The sequence below is a fragment of the Rhodosalinus sp. K401 genome (assembly GCF_041365735.1).
Taxonomy (GTDB): domain Bacteria; phylum Pseudomonadota; class Alphaproteobacteria; order Rhodobacterales; family Rhodobacteraceae; genus Rhodosalinus.
In genome coordinates, this window is record NZ_JBGFSI010000001.1 from 1 (window position 1) to 18,726 (window position 18,726).

Here is an 18,726-nt window from a genome sequence, read left to right on the forward strand (position 1 = left end):
CAAGGCGGCGCCGGCCCTCGGCGGCGAGCCGGGCGACCGCCTCCGGCCGCCCGTCCGGCAGGGGCGCGCGGCCCCGCGCCTCGAGCTCGGGCACCGCGCGAAGATAGGCGGCAAGCCCCGCGGCAAGCCCGGCGTCACGCACCACCGCCTCCTCGGCCGGGCCGAGCGCGCGTGCCGCCGCCCAGAGCAGGTTGCCCGCCGTGGCGTCGATGTAGGCCAGAAGCGCCGCCTCGTCTGCGAAGGGCGCGCGCTCCAGGTCGGCCCGCCGCGCCGCGGCCACGCCGTCGAGAAGCCGCGCGCCCTCTGCGTCCATGACCCCGGCGAGCGGCGTCACCACCTCGTGGCGCCGGGGGGCCGCGCCTTCCGCGATCTCCTCCAGCGCGTCGCGCCACCATTGCAGGCGAATCTCGCCCAGCATCGGCTCGGAGACCACCCAAGGCGCGCGCGCCACCTCCACGTTGAAGGCGAAGACCGGAAAGAGTACCCCGCGCGCGGAGGGCGGCGCGGCCATGGCGGCGCGGAACCTGTCCGGATCGCCCCGGCGAAGTAGCTCTGCGCAGGCCTCCAGGGTCAAGCCGGCCTCGCCGGGGTCGGCGTGCGGCCGATATTGGCGGGCGCGGTCCGCGAGGCGGCCATCCTCCCCCGCGGTCGGCGCAGGTCCCCGGCCATGTCCGGTGCCTCGCGAACCAGGCAGATGCGGTAGCGCATCATGCCCGCGTGGCCTGCGTCGTCGGTCGTCATCGCCCGGCCCTCCGCCTCAGCCCGCGTCGCGCACGAGCTTCCAGGTGATCGCGTCCAGCAGCGCCTCGAAGCTCGCGTCCACGATGTTGGCGCTCACCCCCACGGTCGACCAGCGCCGCCCCTGCTCGTCCTCGCTGTCGATGATGACGCGCGTCACGGCCTCCGTGCCGCCCTGGGTGATCCGCACCTTGAAATCCACCAGGCGCATGTCGTCGATGACGGACTGGTATGGGCCGAGATCCTTGGCGAGCGCCCGGGCGAGCGCATTGACGGGGCCGCGGTCGGAGCCCGCATCGTCCATCGATTCGCTCACCGAGAGCTTCTTCTCCCCGTCCACCTTCACGACGACCACCGCCTCGGAGAGGCTCACCATCCGGTCGTACTTGTTCTTCCGCCGCTCCACCGTGACGCGGTAGCGCTTCACCTCGAAATAATCGGGTAACCGCCCGAGAAGCCGCCGGGCGAGGATCTCGAAGCTCGCCTGCGCCGTGTCGTAGGAATAGCCCTCGTTCTCGCGCGCCTTCACCTCCTCGAGGATGCGCCCGAGCGCCGGGTCGTCCGGCGCCACCTCGAGCCCCGCCTCGGCGAGGCGCCGGCGCAGGTTCGACTGGCCCGCCTGGTTCGACATCGGCACGACGCGGGCGTTGCCGACGCGGACCGGATCGACATGCTCGTAGGTGGACGGATCCTTCAGGATCGCGCTTGCATGAAGGCCCGCCTTGTGGGCGAAGGCCGAGGCGCCGACATAGGCCGCCTGCTTCTGCGGCACGCGGTTCAGGATCTCGTCGAGCATCCGGCTCGTCCGGGTGAGGCCCGCAAGCGCGGCGTCGCTGACGCCGGTCTCGAAGGCGCTCGCCCAGGGCTGCTTGAGCTTCAGCGTCGGGATGAGCGCGGTGAGGTTCGCGTTGCCGCAGCGCTCTCCGAGGCCGTTCAGCGTGCCCTGCACCTGCCGCGCGCCGGCCTCGAGCGCGGCGAGGCTCCCCGCCACCGCCGTCTCGGTGTCGTCGTGGGTATGGATGCCCAGCCTGTCGCCGGGGATGCCGCGGGCGATCACCTCGCCCACCACGCGCCCGATGCGCCCCGGCAGCGCGCCGCCATTGGTGTCGCAAAGCACGATCCAGCGCGCCCCCGCCGCGAGCGCGGCCTCGAGACAGGCAAGCGCGTAGCCCGGGTCCGAGGCGTGGCCGTCGAAGAAATGCTCGGCGTCGAAGATGGCCTCCCGCCCCTGGCCCACGACATGGGCGACGGAGCGGGCGATGTTCTCGAGGTTCTCCTCGCGGCTGATCCCGAGCGCGCGCTCGACGTGGTAGTCGTGGGTCTTGCCGACGAGGCAGACGGCCGGCGTGCCGGCGTTGAGGACGGCGGCGAGCACCTCGTCGTTTTCCGCCGAGCGGCCCGCGCGCTTCGTCATGCCGAAGGCGGTCATGCGGGCGCGGGTCTCGGGGGCGGCGTCGAAGAAGGCGCTGTCGGTGGGGTTCGCGCCCGGCCATCCGCCCTCGATGTAGTCGACCCCGAGCGCGTCGAGCGCCGCGGCGATCTTGCGCTTCTCCTCGACGGAGAACTGCACGCCCTGCGTCTGCTGCCCATCGCGGAGCGTCGTGTCGTAGATGGAGAGGCGCTCGCGGGTCATGGACGCGCCCCCGAGACGGCGGGCCGCACACGGCCGGAAGGGCAGCGCCCGGCCGCGGGTGGGCGCCGAAGCGCCCGCCCGGGGGGGCGGCCGGGCGCTGCCCGGGCCGTTGGCCCGGGCGGGTGTGACGACAGGGAGCGCGCGGTAGGGCTATCTCCCGAGCCCTGCGGCACGCAATACCGCGCCACCGCAAGGGCGGCGCCCGCACCGCGGGGCGGGTGGAACGCCCGCCCCGGGGGGGCGGTGCGGGCGCCGCCCGGGCCGCTGGCCCGGGCGGGGCACATGGCAGCTTCCTTGGTCACTCCCATTCGTCCGGCCATTCTTCTTCCAAAGGCTCCAGCTTCGACGGATCGAAACCTGCGGCGGGCAATAGCTCCACCCCCGCCTTGCTCATCCGGACCTCCACCCCGGCCGCGACGAGCGCGGCCTTCAGCCGATCCACTTCGGAGAAGTCCTTGGTCTGCATGGCCATTTTCCGCAGCTCATCCAGCTTGCGGCCGAGCTCTGCAAGGCTCGGGCCGGAGCCGGTTCCGCTACTCATCGCGAGCCATTCCTGCCGAAACCGTTCTCGTGCCTCGTCCGACAGGAAACCGAGAAACCGCGCATTGTCCAAGAGCCGCTGCGGCTCGTTTCTGAGCCTCTTGAGAACATTGAGGGCTTCATGCGTGTTCAGATCATCCGCAAGCGCGTCGAGCATGGTGTCGCTCGGGCGGAACGAAGCCTGCGGTGTCGGTTCGAGATCCATGGTCTGCTTGTGCCAGTCGAAGATGAGCCGCTTCGCCTCCCGCGCCTTCTCCTCGGTCCAGTCCATGGGCTTGCGGTAATGGGTCTGGAGGAAGACGAGGCGGATCACCTCGCCCGGCACCTTCCAGCCGCCGCTCCAGTCGCCCTCCAGCAGGTCGCGCACCGTGAAGAAGTTGCCGAGGGATTTCGACATCTTCTTGCCCTCCACCTGCAGCATCTCGTTGTGCAGCCAGTAGCGCGCGAAGCTGCCCTCGGGATGGGCGCAGCAGCTCTGCGCGATCTCGTTCTCGTGGTGGGGGAACATGAGGTCGTTGCCGCCGCCGTGGATGTCGAAGGACGCGCCGAGAAGCGCGTGGCTCATCGCCGAGCACTCGATGTGCCAGCCCGGTCGCCCGCGGCCCCAGGGGCTCTCCCAGCCCGGCTCTTCCGGCGTCGACGGCTTCCAGAGGACGAAATCCATCGGGTCGCGCTTGTAGGGCGCCACCTCCACCCGCGCGCCCGCGATCATGTCCTCGACCGAGCGGCCCGAGAGGCGTCCGTAATTCGCGTAGCTGCCCACCGCGAACAGGACATGTCCCTCGGCCTCGTAGGCGTGGCCGCGGGCGATGAGCGCCTCGATCATGGCGATCATCTGGGGGATGAAATCGGTCGCGTGGGGCTCGCGGAACCGCGGGTCGTCGGAATAGTCAACGCCAAGCGCGGCCATGTCCTCGTGGAACCACTCGGTGGTCTGCCGGGTCAGGTCGTCGATCCCGATGCCGCGCTCCTGCGCGCGGGCGATGATCTTGTCCTCGACATCGGTGATGTTGCGCACGTAGGTCACGTGCTCGGAGCCGTAGACATGGCGCAGCAGCCGGTAGAGCACGTCGAAGACGATGACGGGCCGCGCGTTGCCCAGATGGGCGCGGTCGTAGACCGTGGGGCCGCAGACATACATCCGCACGTTGCCGGGATCGAGCGGCGCGAACGCCTCCTTGCGGCGCGTTCGCGTGTTGGTCAGGCGGATCTCGGTCATGGCGCGCGTCCCTCTGGCGGGTCTGCCGCGGCGGGCTTAGCGATCTCGTCCGGAAATGGAAAGTGAAGACCGTCCCGCCGCTCAGGCTCAGCGGATGGTGCAGATGCGAATGCAGGTGGCGACGGTGGTCATGAAGTTCCTGTAACAACACGCGCCGGTCCTGCCAAGAGCGTTGCGCGACAGGCCCCGCTCGGGCATGACTCAGTCCATGATGCGCGAGGAGATCATCGCCTACTGCGACGGCTTGCCGGGCGCGCGCCGGGACAACCCGTTCGGCGCCGGCCTCATCTGCTGGATGGTGGGCTCCAGGGCCTTCGCGCTTCTCGCCGATGGCGGCGAGGCCCTGTCGCTCAGGGCCGACGGGGCCGAAAGCGCCGCCGAACGCCTGAGGGCCGCCTATACCGGCATGGCCCCGTTCCTGCCCCATGACGGCTGGATCGCGGTGGAGATATCTTCCACCTCCGAGGACGTGCTGAAGCGCCGGATCCGCGACAGCCATGACCGGGCGCTGCAAGAGCTTCCCGACACCGAACGCGCCCGGATCGCCGCCGCGGACTGACGCGCCGCCCGCGGCGGTTGACATCGCCGGCCGCCAGCGGTCCTTTCCGCCGCGCGTGGCGAAAGGGGACTTGCATGGAACTCTCGAGACGGATCAGGACGCTCAACGAAGGCGGCTCGGACGGCTGGGAGCTCTTCTATCGCGCGCGCGCCCTCAAGGCGGCGGGACAGCCGGTGACCGAACTCACCGTGGGCGAGCACGATGTACCCACCCACCCCGAGATTCTCGCGGCGATGCATGCAGCGGCGGCGGCCGGGCACACGGGCTACGCCATGGTGCCGGGCGTCGACGCACTTCGGGACGCCGTCGCCGCGCGGGTGGTCGCGCGCACGGGCGTGACGACGGGCCGGGAGAACGTGCTGATCACGCCGGGCGGTCAGGCCGGCCTCTTCGCCGCGCACATGGCGCTTTGCGACCCGGGCGACCGGGCGCTCTACCTCGAGCCCTACTACGCGACCTATCCCGGCACGATCCGCGCGGCGGGCGCCGAGGCGGTGCGCGTGGAGACCCGGGCTGAGGACGGCTTCCAGCCGCAGGCGGAGGCGGTGGCGGAGATGGCCACGGGCGCGCGGTCGATCCTCGTCAACACCCCCAACAACCCGACGGGCGCCGTCTATCGCCGCGAGACGCTCGAGGGCCTCGCCCGCGTGGCGGAGGCGCATGATCTCTGGGTCGTCTCGGACGAGGTTTACGACACCCAGGTCTGGGAGGGAGCGCACGTCTCTCCGCGCGCCCTGCCCGGCATGGCCGCGCGCACGCTCGTCGTGGGGTCCATGTCGAAGAGCCACGCCATGACGGGCTCGCGGCTGGGCTGGATCGTCGGGCCGGAAGAGGCGGTTGCCCGGCTCATAGACATCGCCACCGTGACCACCTACGGCGTGCCGGGCTACATCCAGGACGCGGGCATCTTCGCCCTGTCGCGTCCCGATCTCGAGGAGGCGGTGGCGGCCCCCTTCCGCCGCCGCCGCGCGCTGGCGCGGGACATCCTCGCGCGCCAGCAGGCAGTGGGCCTCGTGCCCGCCGAGGGGGCGATGTATGTGATGCTCGACATCCGCCGCACCGGGCTTTCGGGCATCGCCTTCGCGGATGGGCTGCTCGACGCGCACCGCATCGCCGTGATGCCCGGGGAAAGCTTCGGGCGCGCCGCGGCGGGCCATGTCAGGGTGGCGATGACGGTGCCCGATGACGCCTTCACCGAAGCGCTGGAGACGATCTGCGCCTTCGCCGCCGAACGCGCCGCCGAGGCAGTCTGAGGCCCGGGCCTTCGCCCATGAAAGAAGCGCGCGGGCGCGGTGCGTGACGAGCACGCGGTCGGGGGGCCGGTGTGGTGCGTGGCGAGCACGCACCCTACGCCGGTCGGGTGTGCGGTGCGCACGGCCGCCCCGGGTTGGCGCGGTGCGTGGCGACCACGCGCCCTCCGGGCACGAAAAGGCCGCCGGCGCGGATGCGGCGGCGGCCATCTACGGTCACTGAACGACTGCGATCAGCCGACGATCTCGAGCTCGGAGAAGAAGAACGCGATCTCCTGCGCAGCGGTCTCGGGCGCATCGGAGCCGTGCACCGAGTTCTCGCCGACCGATTCCGCGAACTCCGCACGGATGGTGCCCGGCGCGGCATCGGCGGGGTTCGTCGCGCCCATCACTTCGCGGTTCTTCGCGATCGCGCCCTCGCCCTCGAGCACCTGCACGACGACCGGTGCGGATGCCATGAACTCGCTGAGTTCGCCGAAGAAGGGGCGCTCCTTGTGGACGGCGTAGAAGGTCTGCGCCTGCTCGATCGTCATGCGGATGCGCTTCTGCGCGACGATGCGCAGTCCCGCCTCTTCGAACTTGGCGTTGATCTTGCCGGTGAGGTTCCGGCGGGTGGCGTCGGGCTTGATGATCGACAGCGTGCGTTCGGTGGCCATATCGGTCTGTCCTCGCAAGAAATGATGGGCGCGCCCCATGCCCGCCCGGTCATGTCGGGCGTGCGCCTAGCATGCAGACCCGCCCTTGAAAACCCGGGAAACGCCTCGGCCGCCCGGCGGTCGGCGCGCGCGCGCCGGCCCCCGGGGGGCATGTCGTCGCGATGGGCCAAAGCCCCGCTGGATGCCGGCCCGCGCCGCTGCTAGAGAGCGCACATGCTGCGTATCGAGAACATCTCCTTCTCCATGGAAGGCACCCCGCTGTTCCAGGAGGCCTCCGCCACGATTCCCGCCGGGCACAAGGTGGGGCTCGTGGGGCGGAACGGCACGGGCAAGTCCACGCTCTTTCGCCTGATCCGCGGCGAGCTGGCGCTGGAGGGCGGACGGATCGAGCTGCCGTCCCGCGCGCGCATCGGCGGCGTCGCGCAGGAGGCGCCGGCGAGCGAGGTATCGCTCCTCGACACCGTGCTCGCCGCCGACGCCGAGCGCGCGGGGCTCCTGGCCGAGGCCGAAACGACCGAGGATCCCGACCGGATCGCCGAGGTCCAGACGCGCCTTGCGGACATCGACGCCTGGTCGGCCGAGGGGCGCGCGGCAGCGATCCTGAAGGGGCTCGGCTTCACCGAGGCGGAACAGGCGATGCCGTGCTCGGCCTTCTCGGGCGGGTGGCGGATGCGCGTGGCGCTCGCTGGCGTGCTTTTCGCGCAGCCCGACCTCCTGCTGCTCGACGAGCCCACCAACTACCTCGACCTCGAAGGCGCGCTCTGGCTCGAGAGCTACCTCGCACGCTACCCGCACACGGTCATCGTCATCAGCCACGACCGGGACCTGCTGAACCGCGCCGTGGGCGCGATCCTCGAGCTTTCGGACCGCAAGCTCACGCTCTGGACGGGGAATTACGACCGTTTCGCACGCGCCCGCGCCGAACGCCGCGCCGTGCAGGCGGCCGAGGCGAAGAAGCAGGAGGCGCGGCGCGCCCACATGCAAAGCTTCGTCGACCGGTTCCGCTACCAGGCGAACAAGGCGCGCCAGGCGCAGGCGCGCATCAAGATGATCGAGCGGATGGACCCGATCGCGGCCCCAGAGGAGGCGGCCAGGCAGGTCTTCACCTTCCCCGAGCCCGAGGCGCTTTCGCCGCCCATCATCCGCATCGAGGGCGGCGCGGCGGGGTACGACGGCACGCCGGTGCTGCGGCGGCTCGACCTGCGGATCGACCAGGACGACCGCATCGCGCTCCTCGGGCGGAACGGACAGGGCAAATCCACGCTCGCCAAGCTGCTCGCCGACCGGCTGCCGCTGATGGAAGGGCGCAAGACGACCGCCGCGAAGCTGCGCGTGGGCTATTTCGCGCAGCACCAGCTCGATGAGCTGCGCGAAGGCGAGACACCACTCGAGCATCTCGCCCGCGCCCGGCCGAACGTGCCCCCTGCGAAGCTTCGCGCGCGGCTTGCGGGATTCGGGCTTCATGCCGAGCAGGTCGATACGGTCACCGCGCGCCTGTCCGGCGGGCAGAAGGCGCGGCTGGCGCTCCTGCTGGCGACGCTCGACGCGCCGCATCTGCTGATCCTCGACGAGCCGACCAACCACCTCGACATGGAAAGCCGCGAGGCGCTCGTCGAGGCGCTCAACGCCTATAGCGGCGCGGTGATCCTCGTCTCTCACGACATGCATCTGCTCAATCTCGTGGCCGACCGGCTCTGGCTGGTGTCGGGCGGGACGGTGGCGCCTTACGACGAGGATCTCGACGCCTACCGCCGCTTCCTGCTGGAAGAGTCCAGGGCGCCGCGCGACGCGCCCCGGCCCGCCGCGCCCGAACGGCCGCGCCGGCCCTCGCGCGAGCGGATGGCCGAGCTGCGCCAGGAGGTCCGCAAATGCGAGGCGCGCCTCGAAAAGCTCACCGAGATGCGCGACCGGCTGGCGGAAAAGCTCGCCGATCCGAAGCTTTACGCGCCCGAACGCACCGATGAGGCGACGGTCTGGCAGCGCAAGTACGCCGAGGTCATGGAAGGGCTGGACCGCGCCGAGGCGCTCTGGGTCCGGGCGGTCGAGCGTCTGGAGACCGCCGGCGGCAGCTGAGGCGTTAAACGTTTCAAAAGCTCTCGCATGATAGCGATTCGGCATCCGGAAGGGAGGCGCCCCGATGCCGCAACTCGCTCTCGCCATGCTCTGTCTCGCCATGCTCGTCTCGGGGCCGGTGCTTGCGCTCAACGGCGCGCCGCCGCGGCCGGGCGCCCCGGTTCTGGTGGTGGCCCCGCCCTGGGCCGGGATCGACACGATGATCCGGGAGGCCGGCGGCTGGCCGGTCGCGCCGGTTTCGCCACCCTTCGCGCGCCTCGCCCAGTTCCCCGGGCCGGGTTTCGCGCCCGCGCTCCGCGCGCAGGGCGCCTGGGCGGTGGCCGATGCGGGCCTTTTCGCCGCCATCTGCGGAGGCCGGGCATGACCGCCGCCACCGACACCGAAACCGGGCTGGAGGTCGCCCGCAACGCGGGGCTGCGACTGATCGTGCGGCTTTGCTTCGCGCTTGTTCCGTTCTCCGCGCTGGCGGCGGCGGTCGCCGGCAATCCCGTCTGGCCGCCGCTTCTGGCCGCGGCGCTCTTCGCGGGCTTGGGCGCCCTGGGCGCAAGCGCGGCCGGACGCATGGGCCGGATCGCCGCGGCGCTGGGCCTCGTCGGTCAGGCCATCGCGATTACCGCGGCGCTCGCGGGACATGCCTGGCAGCTCGACAGTCACATGATCTTCTTCGCCCTTCTCGCGGCGACGCTCGTCATGTCCGACGAGGTGGCAGTGCTGGCCGCCGCCGCCGCGATCGCCGCACATCACCTGATGCTCACCCTGGCGCTGCCCGCGCTGATCTACCCCTCGCTCGGCCTCGCCAACGATCTGTCGCGCACGCTCTTCCACGGCCTCGTCGTGACGATCGAGGCCGGCGCGCTCTGGTGGGCGATCCGCAGCCGCAACCGCCTGGAGGCCGAGCGGGCCGACGCCGATGCCCGCGCCCGGGCGGAGGCCGCCCGGCGGGCGGCGGAGCAATCCCGCCTCGAGGAGGAGCGCACGGCGGTCGTCGCCGCCTTGCAACGGGCCCTTCATGCGCTCGCGGACGGCGATCTGGGCGCGCGGATCGACGACGTCTTCGCGGGCCGTTACGAGGATCTGCGCCACGACTTCAACGGCGCCTGCACGGAACTTTCGCAGGCCATCGCGTCGGTTCACGCCAGCGCGGAGGCCGTGCGTTCCGAAACCCAGAGCATCGCCGGAGCCTCGACGACGCTTTCGCAACGCAGCGAGAAGCAGGCCGCGACGCTTGCCGAAATCGTCGGTGCGGCAGACAGGATCGCCGCACGGATCCGCGAGCAGGCCGCCGCGGCCGCCAATGCCGAAAGCCGCGCCGCCTCCGCGCACAAGCGCGCCGAGGAGTCGAAGTCCGTCGTCCAGAGCGCCGAGCAGACCATGCGCGACATCCAGGAGGCGTCCCGCGAGATCGGCCAGATCACGGGCGTCATCAACGAGATCGCCTTCCAGACCAACCTGCTCGCGCTCAACGCCAATGTCGAGGCGAGCCGGGCGGGCGACGCGGGTCGGGGCTTTTCCATCGTCGCGGACGAGGTGCGCGCGCTGGCGCAACGCTCGGCGGACGCCGCCGAGCGGATCGGCACGCTCATCTCGGAGTCCGACGCCAGGATCGACAAGGGCGTGCAGATCGCCGGCACCGCCGCCGAGGCGCTGACGCGTATCGGAGAGGAGGTCGCGACCCTGTCGGAGCACGTCAGTGCGATCTCCCTCTCCGCGACCGAGCAGTCGAGCGCGGTCGACGAGATCAACGGCGCGATGCACGAACTCGACCAGATGTCGCAAAGGAACGTGGCGATGTTCGAGGAAACCTCGGCGGCAAGCCTTGTCCTGCAGGAACGCGCCGAAAGCCTGTCCGAGGTGGTGGCCCGTTTCCGCGGCGCCGACGGTCCTGCCACGGAAGCCGGGCCGGCAAGGAGCGCCATGGCGCCGACAGCGGCATGCGAGGACCGGACACACCGCATCGCAGGCTGACGCGTCCCGGCCCGGACCAGGATCCGCGGCCCGAAAGCGACCCGGCGCAGGACAGGTCGATGGCGCGGCGATGACCGTGAAACGCTCCCGGGACGCGGCGGAAGAACGGCCCCACCCGCGAGGCCGCGGGTCTTGCGCATCTGCGTCTTCGGGGAAAGACTGCGCGCATGGAGCCCGCCTTTCTCGTCGTCGCCTTCACGACCTTGTTCGTCGTCATCGATCCGGTGGGCCTCACCCCCGTCTTCGTCGCGCTGACACCCGGAATGACGCTTGCCGAACGACGCGCCATTGCGCTGCGCGCCTGCGTGATCGCCATCGCGATCCTCGCGCTTTTCGGAGCGTTCGGCGAGGCGGTTCTGGGCTTCATCGGGATCTCGATGCCCGCCTTCCGCATTGCCGGCGGGATCCTGCTTTTCCTCACCGCGCTCGACATGCTGTTCGAGCGGCGCGCCCAGCGGCGCCAGGACCAGGCCAGCGAAGATCGTCCCGACCCGTCGGTGTTCCCGCTGGCGATCCCGCTGCTGGCCGGACCGGGCGCCATCGCCTCGATGATCCTGCTGACCGAGGAGAACCCCGGCCTTCTGGGGCTGGCCTGGGTCACGGGGGTGATGGCGACGGTGGTCGCGATCGCGTTCATCCTTTTTCTCGCGAGCGGCCTCATCGAACGGGCGCTCGGGCGGGTGGGCGTCAACGTGGTCACCCGGCTTCTGGGGATGCTGCTCGCCGCGCTGTCCGTGCAGTTCGTGCTGGACGGATTCCGCGCCTTCGGGCTTTCGGGGTCCTGACATCCGGGGCCGGTGTGCCTACATCCCCATTCAACCGCCAGAGGGCCGCCACCGATGACCGGAGACCAGATCGCCCAACTGACCTACCTCGCCCTTCTGGGTGGGGCGATCGCGTTCTGGCTTCTGCTGCGCAACCGGACGCGCCTGGGACAGATGGCGCAATACGCCGCGGTCTGGGGGCTGATCTTTCTCGGCGCGATCGCGGCGGTGGGGCTCTGGGGCGACATCCGCCAGACGGTGGCGCCGCGCCAGAACGTGCTGGCCGATCAGGGCCGGATCACGGTGCCGCGCGCACCCGACGGGCACTATTACCTCACCCTCGACGTGAACGGCGTCCCCGTGCGCTTCGTGGTGGACACGGGCGCGAGCCAGGTCGTCCTCACGCGGGCCGACGCCGCGCGGGCGGGCATCGACACGGAGTCCCTTGCCTTTCTCGGCCGGGCCATGACCGCGAATGGCGAGGTGGCCACCGCGCCCGTGAGGCTCGACAGCATCGGCACGGGTCCGATCCGCGACGAGGGCTTCAACGCCTGGGTCAACGCGGGCGAGATGCGCGAGTCGCTCCTGGGGATGAGCTACCTGCAACGCTTCGGCACGATCCGGATCTCGGATGGCGAGCTTGTGCTGACCCGGTGAGGCCCGGGCGCCGTCCCCGCGTCGGGCGCGGGCCTCGATCCGCGATCGCCCCACCCTTCAGGCCGGCGCCTCCGCAGACCGGTCCGCGCGCAGACGCCCGGCGGCCAGCGCCGAGGCCGCGAGCATGACCGCCGCTGTCCCGAGCATGAGCGCCAGCCCCCCGAGCTGGTAGGTGAGCCCCGACAGAACCGTCCCGAGAAGCCGGCCCGCCGCATTCGCCATGTAATAGAAGCCCACATCCATCGTGACCCGCTCGGCCCGCGTGAAGGCGAGGATCAGGTAGGAGTGCAGCGACGAGTTCACCGCGAAGATCGCGCCGAAGACCAGAAGCCCCGCGACCAGCGTTGCGGTCAGCCAGGCTTGCGGCCCGGGCGACAGGAGCGCGGCGACGGCAAGCGCGGCGGGCACGAGAAACAGGCCCCAGGCCCAGCCCCGCGCCGCGTGCACCAGCTCGGCCTCCGGGCGCGCGGCGGCGCGCAGGAGGCGCGGTGCCGCGGCCTGGACCGCCCCGTAAAGGATGATCCAGAGCGCCATGAAGCTCCCGACGAGGAAGAAGGCCGCGCGGTTGCCCGCCTCCGTGCCGTCCGAGAGGACCGCGTAGAAATAGATCGGGATGCCGACGACGAACCAGACGTCGCGCGCGCCGAAAAGGAACACCCGGGCCGCCGACAGCCAGTTCACGTTGGCCGATTTCGAGAACACCTCGGAAAATTTCGCCCCCTTGCGCCCTTTCGGAAGGCCCGGCGGCATGACGATCAGCACGGCGACGAGGATCGCCGCCAGCACCGCCGCCATGGCGAGGACGGCCCACGCGAAGCCGAGCGTGGCCAGCAGCGCGGCGCCCAGCAGGAAGCCCAGGCCCTTCACCGCGTTCTTCGACCCCGTCAGCAGCGCCACCCACCGAAAGAGGCCGCCCTGCCCGGCCGGCGCCAGGATCTTCACCGCCGACTTCGACGACATCTTGGCGAGATCCTTGGCCACGCCGCTCGCCCCCTGGACGAGCATGACATAGGCCACCGAAAGCCCGATCGCCCAGTCCGGGTCGAGCCGCGCCAGCGCGACCAGGGCCACGACCTGGATCGCGAGCCCGGCATAGAGCGTCGAGGTCAGCCCGAACCGCGCCGCGATCCACCCGGCCGCGAGGTTCGTGATCATCCCGGCGATCTCGTAGAGCACGAAGAGATAGGCAAGCTGCACCGGCGTGAAGCCCAGCGTGTGGAAATGCAGCAGCACCAGCATCCTGAGCGCGCCGTCGGTCAGCATGAACGCCCAGTAGGCTGCCGTCACGGCGACGTAGGCGGAAAGACCGTCGGGCCGCGCGCTCACAGCGACGCGCCCACCATCAGCGCCACGTCCACCAGCCGGTGCGCGTAGCCCATTTCGTTGTCGTACCACGCGTAGACCTTCACCTGCGTGCCGTTCACCACCATGGTCGAGGGCGCGTCCACGATACCCGACCGGGTATCGTTGGTGTAGTCGGTCGAGACGAGCGGGCGTTCCTCGTAGCCGAGGATACCCGAAAGCGGCCCCTCGGCCGCGGCCGCGAAGAGCGCGTTCACCTCATCGACATCGGTCGCGCGCTCCACCTCGAAGACGCAGTCGGTGATGGAGGCGTTCAGAAGCGGCACGCGCACGGCATGGCCATCGAGCCGGCCCGCGAGCTCGGGGTAGATGAGGGTGATCGCCGTCGCGCTGCCGGTCGTCGTCGGGATCATCGAATTGAGCGCCGAGCGCGCCCGGCGCAGATCCTTCGCCGGGCGATCCACGATGGTCTGGGTGTTGGTCACGTTGTGGATCGTGGTGATGGAGCCGTGGCGGATGCCGAGGCTGTCGTGCAGCACCTTCACCACCGGCGCGAGACAGTTCGTGGTGCAGGACGCGGCGGTGACGATCCGGTGGGCCACGGGATCGTAGATGTCGTGATTGACGCCGTAGACGATGTTGGCGGTGGGTCCGTCCTTGACCGGCGCGGAAACGACCACCTTCTTCACGCCCGCCTCGAAATAGGGCGCGAGCGCTGCCTCGGTCTTGAAGACGCCGGTGCAGTCGATGACCACGTCCACGCCCTCGAGCGGCAGGTCGGAAAGATCCCGCGCGCCGACAAAAGGCAGGCGCGTGCCGTCGATGGTGACGGAGGCCTCGTCATGTGCGAAGGATGCGTCCCAGCGGCTATGCACCGTGTCGAACTCGAGCAGATGGGCGTGCATCGCCGGATCGCCGATCGCGTCGTTGATCCAGGCGAGCGTCGCCCCGCGCTCGAGCAGCGGCTTGAGGGCGAGCTTGCCGATCCGCCCCAGGCCGTTCACCGCGTAGACCGTCATGCCGGCGCCCCGTTGCTCGCATGGCCGATCTCGTCCACCGCCTTCTGGAGCGAAATCCGGTCGAGCGAGGCCAGAGGCAGCGCGGCAAAGGCGCGGATGCGATTGCGCAGCGCCCCGTAGGCCTGCTGGAAGGCGAGGCTCTTCTCGGCGTCGGTTCCCTCCACCTGCACCGGGTCGGGCATGCCCCAGTGGGCGCTGATCGGCTGCCCCTGCCAGGCGGGGCATTCCTCGTTGGCCGCCTGGTTGCAGACCGTGAAGACGAAATCGAACTTGGGCGCGTCGTCGCCCTGGAATTCCGACAGGTTTTTCGCGCGCAGGACGGAGATGTCGTGCCCCTTCTGCGCCAGCACCTCCAGCGCGAAGGGGTTGAGTTCGGAATAGGGTTTCGTGCCGGCCGAATAGGCTTCGAAGCGGTCGCCGGCCTCCTTGCGAAGAATGGACTCGGCGAAGATCGACCGCGCCGAGTTGCCGGTGCAGATGAAGAGCACCTTGTAAAGGTTTTCGGGCATGGGAAGTTTTCCTGTCGTGGAGGGATCGGTCAGAGGCGGGCAAAGTTCCGGCCGCCCGAGGCAGCAGTCGCGCAGCAGGTAGTCGAGGGTGCCCCGCACCTCCGTCATGTCGACCGTGTAGCGAAGCGACGTGCCCGCACGCTCCTGCGTGACGAGGCCGGCCTGCATCAGCGCGGCCAGGTAGGACGACAAGGTGGAGGGCTTGAGATCCAGCGCACAGGCCAGCTCACCGGCCGGCACGCGGTCCGGGTAACGGCGCATGAGCAGCCGGAAGAGGGCCAGCCGCTGCGGGTGGCCGAGTGTCGAAAGGCGGTCGGAGGCAGTAATTTCCATATTTCGTGAATATATGAATTATGAGCTTTCGCAAGTTCTTTTTCCCGCTTGGGGGCAAAGGATCGTCCCGGGTTTCCGCCGGCTGCGGTTGCGTCAGGCAGCGTCAGGCCGCGCTGCGCCACGGCCGCGTGCCGGCCCCGCTCAGCCCGGCAAGCGTGGCGGCGATGCGCGCGGGCTCAGCACCGCCCCAGAAGACGCGACAGTGCCAGGGGAAGCGGCCAGCGGTTCATCGTGTAGACATGGATGGACGGGGCGCCGTAGGCGATGAGGCGTCGGGCCTGCTCGACCGTGGCCGCCGCCGCGAGATAGGGCTGCATCTCGGGCTTGTCCTCGCTCTCCCGGAAGAGCCGTTCCAGCCAGTCGGGCACCGTCGTGCCGTTGGCCTTGGCGAAGCTCCGCACACGCGCCCACCCCTCGAGCGGCATGAGGCCGGGCACGATCGGCGCGTCGATGCCATGGCGCGCACATGCCTCGAGAAACCGCCCGTAAGCCGCCGGGTCCAGCACGAATTGGCAATAGGCCATGTGCGCCCCGGCATCGAGCTTCAGCTTCAGGTGGTCGATATCCTGGTCGAGCGTGCCGGCCTCGGGGTGCTTTTCGGGATAGGCGGCGACGGCGATCCGGAACGGGTGCCGCTCTGCAAGCGCCGCGACGAGGTCCGAGGCATGCGCGAAGCCCGGCGGCAGCGGACCCTCCATCGCGCGGGGCTGATCCCCCCGCAGCGCAAGGATGTCGTGGATCCCGGCCTGCCAGAGACCCTCCGCCGTCTCGAGCGCCGCCCGCCGCGACAGGCCCAGCGCCGTCAGGTGCGCCATGACGGGTCGCCCGGTCAGGCGCGCTACCTCCACCGCGCTGTCGTGGGTACCCGCGCGCGTGGTGCCGCCCGCGCCCATCGTGACGGAGAACCCTTCGCTGGCGGCCGGGGCGAGGCGCTCGACGGTCTCGCGGAACTTCGCATGGCGGCGCTCCGACCGTGGCGGAAACAGTTCGAACCCCATGGGCACCGCCCCGCCGGAGATGACGAGCCGCCGCAAGAGCGCATCGGCTGGCTGTGGAACAAGCTGGCGATGGGGCACGACGATCCGGTCTCCGCGCCCTCAGCCGGCCCAGTCGCGGCCGGCCGCCTGCGCCTGCTCCCGCGCGCCGGGATGCGACGAGGGCCGGAACGGCACCTCCGTCACCCGGGCGTCCACGGGTCGGCCCGTGGCGTCCGCGTAGATGTCTGGCAGCTCTACCTTCAGTGCCGTGTCCGGCGCCGAGAGTGCCGGCGGCACGTAGCCGAGCGCGATGTTGACCTGAAGTTCGGGCGACCACCACGGCGAGGTCACGTAGCCCACCCGCTCTCCGTCCGGCGTGGCGATGAGCCAGAAATCGGGGGCGTAGTCGGTCACCGGACGCCCGCCCATCGTCAGCCCGACGAGCTTCAGCTTGAACGAGAAGCGGCCCGCGTCGATCTCGGCGCGCTGAGCCTCCAGCGCGGCGCGCCCGATATAGTCGGCGGCCTTCTTGCGCGGCACCTGGTAGGCGAGGTTCACCTGGAAGGGGGAGGTCTCGGTATCCATGTCCTGGCCCCAGGACAGGATACCGGCCGCGATCCTGCGATGATGGGCCGGCGCGATCACCCGCAGCCCGTAGAGCGCGCCATGCGCGCGCAGCGCGTACCAGACCGGTTCCGCGGCGAGGGTCGCGTCGCGCACGAAGATCTCGTAGCCCTTCTCGCCGGAAAAGCCGGTCTGGCTGACCACCACCGGGCAGCCGGCAAGCGTCGTTTCGAAAAGGCCGTAATAGGGCAGGCGACGGATCTCTTCCCCGAAGAGATCGGCCATGAACGCCTCCGAGGTCGGCCCCTGGACCTGAAGCGGCGCGACGTCGAGCTCGGCGATCTCCACGTCGTGGCCAAGCCCCACGTTCACGCCCTGCAACCACAAAAGGAGGTCGCTGTCGGAGGCCGAGAACCAGAACTCGTCGCGGCCAAGACGCAGAAGGACCGGGTCGTTGAGGATGCCGCCCTTCTCGTTGCAGACGATCACGTACTTGCCCCGCATGGGCTGGATCTTCGTGGCATCGCGCGTGATGACGCGGTTGACGAACGCCTCGGCGTCGGGTCCGCGCACGCGGATCTGGCGCTCGACCGCGACGTTCCAGAGCGTGACGCGGTTCACCAGCGCCTCGTATTCGGCCATGGCGCCGCCCTCTTCGGGCCGGACATAGCCGCGCGGGTGATACATCCGGTTGTAGACGGTGGCGCGCCAACACCCCGCCTCGACCGAGAGATGCCAGAAGGGCGATTTCCGCACACGGGTGGAGATGAGCATCTGCACGGGCGGGGCGCCGGACTGCCGCAGGTTCACGGGAACCAGCCGGTCGGACTGGTCCACGCCCGGCACGTTCGGATGGGAGCGGCCCTCTTCCGTCATGCGATCCCCTCCCTGCGGTCGCGTCTCGAGACGGCGCGCTCCTCCCGCGCGCAACCTCCGGCTTTTCCTGCCGTTCCGAGCCTGCCAAAGCCGAGGGCGTCGCGCAACGACAGCCCGCCGGTGTTTCGCAAACACCTCAGCCTTCTAAAGCTCCGGCCGACCTCGTCGGGGGTGCGCTACCGACCGCGCCAAGCTGCGCGCCGCGACGGCATGGACCGGCACGTCGGGCCGTGGCATGTCTTGGGGAGGTGTCAGACACGGGGGCACGGATGGACGGCGGGAAGACCGACGCGGCAGAGGCGGCCGCCTATTACGACGACGCAGACGTCGCGGCCTTCTACCGGCTCTGCTGGGGCGGGGACGACATCCATATCGGGCGTTACGACACCGGGGCCGAAAGCGTGGCCGACGCCTCCGTCGCGATGACGCGCCATCTTCTCTCCCTCGCCGGGATCGTGGCCGGCGACCGGGTTCTCGACATCGCCTGCGGCTATGGCGGGACGCTGCGCCTTCTGGCGCGCATGGGGTGCCCCGCGGCGGGCATCGACATCTCCGGGCGCGCCGTGACCGAGGCGCGGCGCCGCAACGCCGAGGCCGGGCTCGACGACCGCATCGATGTCCGGCTCGGCGATTTCCACGAGATCGGCGAGCCCGACGGCGCATGGGACGCGGCGATCTGCCAGGAGTCGCTCATCCATTCCACGGACCGGCCGCGCGTGATGGCCGAGGTCCACCGTGTGCTGCGTCCCGGCGGCGTCTTCGCGCTCTCGGACATCCTGACCGCCCCGGGCGCGGACGAGGCGCTGGTCAACGAGGCCTTCGCGAGGCTGGGCGCCCGGGCCGGCGCGACGCCCGCGGACTACCGCGCCATGGCGGAGGCGGCGGGGTTCGAGATCGCGGCGTCGGAGGAGCGCCCCCGGGACATCCGCACCCATTACGACAAGCTGGCCGAGGCGCTGTCGGATCCGGTGCCCGGCCTCGACCCCGACGCGCGGGACGCCATCGCGCAGAGCGTCGCGCGCTGGCGGAAGGCGCTGGTCGGCGGGCATATCACCTGGGCCTGCCTCGTCGCAAGCAAGCCCGGCTGAAGGC

At 70.4% G+C, this 18,726-nt stretch carries 18 protein-coding genes; 8 read left to right on the forward strand and 10 right to left on the reverse strand.

The features are described from left to right. The 4 genes from AB6A66_RS00005 to cysS all read right to left on the reverse strand — a co-directional run. Positions 1-574: squalene/phytoene synthase family protein (locus AB6A66_RS00005; RefSeq protein WP_371054272.1), on the reverse strand; the 574-nt coding region annotated here is incomplete at its 3' end. Next, a complete protein-coding gene (locus AB6A66_RS00010) occupies positions 571-741 on the reverse strand; it encodes a hypothetical protein (RefSeq protein ID WP_371054273.1) in 171 nt (56 codons plus the stop codon). The genes AB6A66_RS00005 and AB6A66_RS00010, both read right to left, overlap by 4 nt. A gap of 16 nt (positions 742-757) precedes the next feature. After that, positions 758-2,371: a citramalate synthase gene (gene cimA, locus AB6A66_RS00015; RefSeq protein WP_371054274.1), complete on the reverse strand. Its 1,614-nt coding sequence runs from the start codon at positions 2,369-2,371 to the stop codon at positions 758-760. A 298-nt stretch (positions 2,372-2,669) separates the two neighbouring features. After that, a complete protein-coding gene (gene cysS / locus AB6A66_RS00020; protein ID WP_371054275.1) occupies positions 2,670-4,130 on the reverse strand; it encodes a cysteine--tRNA ligase in 1,461 nt (486 codons plus the stop codon). Positions 4,131-4,326: 196 nt separating this feature from the next. Between cysS and AB6A66_RS00025 the strand changes: the two genes are divergently transcribed. Continuing rightward, on the forward strand, positions 4,327-4,689 hold the full coding sequence (locus AB6A66_RS00025) for an MmcQ/YjbR family DNA-binding protein (RefSeq protein WP_371038571.1): 363 nt from the start codon (positions 4,327-4,329) through the stop codon (positions 4,687-4,689). Positions 4,690-4,763: 74 nt separating this feature from the next. Continuing rightward, entirely contained in the window at positions 4,764-5,942 is a 1,179-nt protein-coding gene (locus tag AB6A66_RS00030) for a pyridoxal phosphate-dependent aminotransferase (protein ID WP_371054276.1), read from the forward strand. 230 nt (positions 5,943-6,172) lie between these two features. On the opposite strand, the gene ndk is transcribed toward AB6A66_RS00030, so the two are convergent. Continuing rightward, on the reverse strand, positions 6,173-6,595 hold the full coding sequence (ndk, locus tag AB6A66_RS00035; protein WP_371054277.1) for a nucleoside-diphosphate kinase: 423 nt from the start codon (positions 6,593-6,595) through the stop codon (positions 6,173-6,175). A 213-nt stretch (positions 6,596-6,808) separates the two neighbouring features. Between ndk and AB6A66_RS00040 the strand changes: the two genes are divergently transcribed. From AB6A66_RS00040 to AB6A66_RS00060, 5 genes are all read left to right on the forward strand, one after another. Then, positions 6,809-8,668, forward strand: coding sequence for an ABC-F family ATP-binding cassette domain-containing protein (locus AB6A66_RS00040; RefSeq protein WP_371054278.1), 1,860 nt, complete (start codon positions 6,809-6,811; stop codon positions 8,666-8,668). Positions 8,669-8,732: 64 nt separating this feature from the next. Next, positions 8,733-9,032 carry a hypothetical protein gene (locus tag AB6A66_RS00045; protein WP_371038575.1) on the forward strand — a complete coding sequence of 100 codons (300 nt, stop codon included), beginning with the start codon at positions 8,733-8,735 and terminating at the stop codon, positions 9,030-9,032. Next, entirely contained in the window at positions 9,029-10,633 is a 1,605-nt protein-coding gene (locus AB6A66_RS00050; RefSeq protein ID WP_371054279.1) for a methyl-accepting chemotaxis protein, read from the forward strand. Before AB6A66_RS00045 ends, AB6A66_RS00050 begins: the two co-directional genes overlap by 4 nt. A 167-nt stretch (positions 10,634-10,800) precedes the next feature. Then, the gene (locus AB6A66_RS00055) at positions 10,801-11,418 is read left to right on the forward strand and encodes a MarC family protein (RefSeq protein ID WP_371038577.1); all 618 of its coding nucleotides are present in this window, start codon (positions 10,801-10,803) and stop codon (positions 11,416-11,418) included. 54 nt (positions 11,419-11,472) lie between these two features. Beyond that, entirely contained in the window at positions 11,473-12,054 is a 582-nt protein-coding gene (locus tag AB6A66_RS00060) for a TIGR02281 family clan AA aspartic protease (RefSeq protein WP_371038578.1), read from the forward strand. Positions 12,055-12,111: 57 nt separating this feature from the next. Here AB6A66_RS00060 and arsJ read toward each other — a convergent pair whose 3' ends face one another. The 5 genes from arsJ to AB6A66_RS00085 form a co-directional block, all read right to left on the reverse strand. Further along, entirely contained in the window at positions 12,112-13,380 is a 1,269-nt protein-coding gene (gene arsJ / locus AB6A66_RS00065) for an organoarsenical effux MFS transporter ArsJ (RefSeq protein ID WP_371054280.1), read from the reverse strand. Next, a complete protein-coding gene (locus AB6A66_RS00070; RefSeq protein WP_371054281.1) occupies positions 13,377-14,375 on the reverse strand; it encodes an ArsJ-associated glyceraldehyde-3-phosphate dehydrogenase in 999 nt (332 codons plus the stop codon). The genes arsJ and AB6A66_RS00070 overlap by 4 nt, the downstream gene beginning before the upstream one ends. Then, a complete protein-coding gene (locus tag AB6A66_RS00075; protein ID WP_371054282.1) occupies positions 14,372-15,217 on the reverse strand; it encodes a helix-turn-helix domain-containing protein in 846 nt (281 codons plus the stop codon). The genes AB6A66_RS00070 and AB6A66_RS00075 overlap by 4 nt, the downstream gene beginning before the upstream one ends. A gap of 176 nt (positions 15,218-15,393) precedes the next feature. Beyond that, the gene (locus AB6A66_RS00080) at positions 15,394-16,215 is read right to left on the reverse strand and encodes a methylenetetrahydrofolate reductase (RefSeq protein ID WP_371054283.1); all 822 of its coding nucleotides are present in this window, start codon (positions 16,213-16,215) and stop codon (positions 15,394-15,396) included. A 99-nt stretch (positions 16,216-16,314) separates the two neighbouring features. Beyond that, the gene (locus AB6A66_RS00085; RefSeq protein WP_371054284.1) at positions 16,315-17,634 is read right to left on the reverse strand and encodes a glycine cleavage T C-terminal barrel domain-containing protein; all 1,320 of its coding nucleotides are present in this window, start codon (positions 17,632-17,634) and stop codon (positions 16,315-16,317) included. Between the two features lie 269 nt (positions 17,635-17,903). On the opposite strand from AB6A66_RS00085, the gene AB6A66_RS00090 reads away from it, so the two are divergent. Beyond that, the gene (locus AB6A66_RS00090) at positions 17,904-18,722 is read left to right on the forward strand and encodes a cyclopropane-fatty-acyl-phospholipid synthase family protein (RefSeq protein WP_371054285.1); all 819 of its coding nucleotides are present in this window, start codon (positions 17,904-17,906) and stop codon (positions 18,720-18,722) included. The last annotated feature ends 4 nt before the right edge of the window (positions 18,723-18,726 follow it).

What these genes read in the sequence shown, in the direction of transcription:
- AB6A66_RS00010 (WP_371054273.1), bottom strand. Translation starts at nt 741, where the DNA reads ATGACGACCGACGACGCAGGCCACGCGGGCATGATGCGCTACCGCATC.
- cimA (WP_371054274.1), bottom strand. Translation starts at nt 2,371, where the DNA reads ATGACCCGCGAGCGCCTCTCCATCTACGACACGACGCTCCGCGATGGG.
- cysS (WP_371054275.1), bottom strand. Translation starts at nt 4,130, where the DNA reads ATGACCGAGATCCGCCTGACCAACACGCGAACGCGCCGCAAGGAGGCG.
- AB6A66_RS00025 (WP_371038571.1), top strand. Translation starts at nt 4,327, where the DNA reads ATGACTCAGTCCATGATGCGCGAGGAGATCATCGCCTACTGCGACGGC.
- AB6A66_RS00030 (WP_371054276.1), top strand. Translation starts at nt 4,764, where the DNA reads ATGGAACTCTCGAGACGGATCAGGACGCTCAACGAAGGCGGCTCGGAC.
- ndk (WP_371054277.1), bottom strand. Translation starts at nt 6,595, where the DNA reads ATGGCCACCGAACGCACGCTGTCGATCATCAAGCCCGACGCCACCCGC.
- AB6A66_RS00040 (WP_371054278.1), top strand. Translation starts at nt 6,809, where the DNA reads ATGCTGCGTATCGAGAACATCTCCTTCTCCATGGAAGGCACCCCGCTG.
- AB6A66_RS00045 (WP_371038575.1), top strand. Translation starts at nt 8,733, where the DNA reads ATGCCGCAACTCGCTCTCGCCATGCTCTGTCTCGCCATGCTCGTCTCG.
- AB6A66_RS00050 (WP_371054279.1), top strand. Translation starts at nt 9,029, where the DNA reads ATGACCGCCGCCACCGACACCGAAACCGGGCTGGAGGTCGCCCGCAAC.
- AB6A66_RS00055 (WP_371038577.1), top strand. Translation starts at nt 10,801, where the DNA reads ATGGAGCCCGCCTTTCTCGTCGTCGCCTTCACGACCTTGTTCGTCGTC.
- AB6A66_RS00060 (WP_371038578.1), top strand. Translation starts at nt 11,473, where the DNA reads ATGACCGGAGACCAGATCGCCCAACTGACCTACCTCGCCCTTCTGGGT.
- AB6A66_RS00070 (WP_371054281.1), bottom strand. Translation starts at nt 14,375, where the DNA reads ATGACGGTCTACGCGGTGAACGGCCTGGGGCGGATCGGCAAGCTCGCC.
- AB6A66_RS00075 (WP_371054282.1), bottom strand. Translation starts at nt 15,217, where the DNA reads ATGGAAATTACTGCCTCCGACCGCCTTTCGACACTCGGCCACCCGCAG.
- AB6A66_RS00080 (WP_371054283.1), bottom strand. Translation starts at nt 16,215, where the DNA reads ATGGGGTTCGAACTGTTTCCGCCACGGTCGGAGCGCCGCCATGCGAAG.
- AB6A66_RS00085 (WP_371054284.1), bottom strand. Translation starts at nt 17,634, where the DNA reads ATGACGGAAGAGGGCCGCTCCCATCCGAACGTGCCGGGCGTGGACCAG.
- AB6A66_RS00090 (WP_371054285.1), top strand. Translation starts at nt 17,904, where the DNA reads ATGGACGGCGGGAAGACCGACGCGGCAGAGGCGGCCGCCTATTACGAC.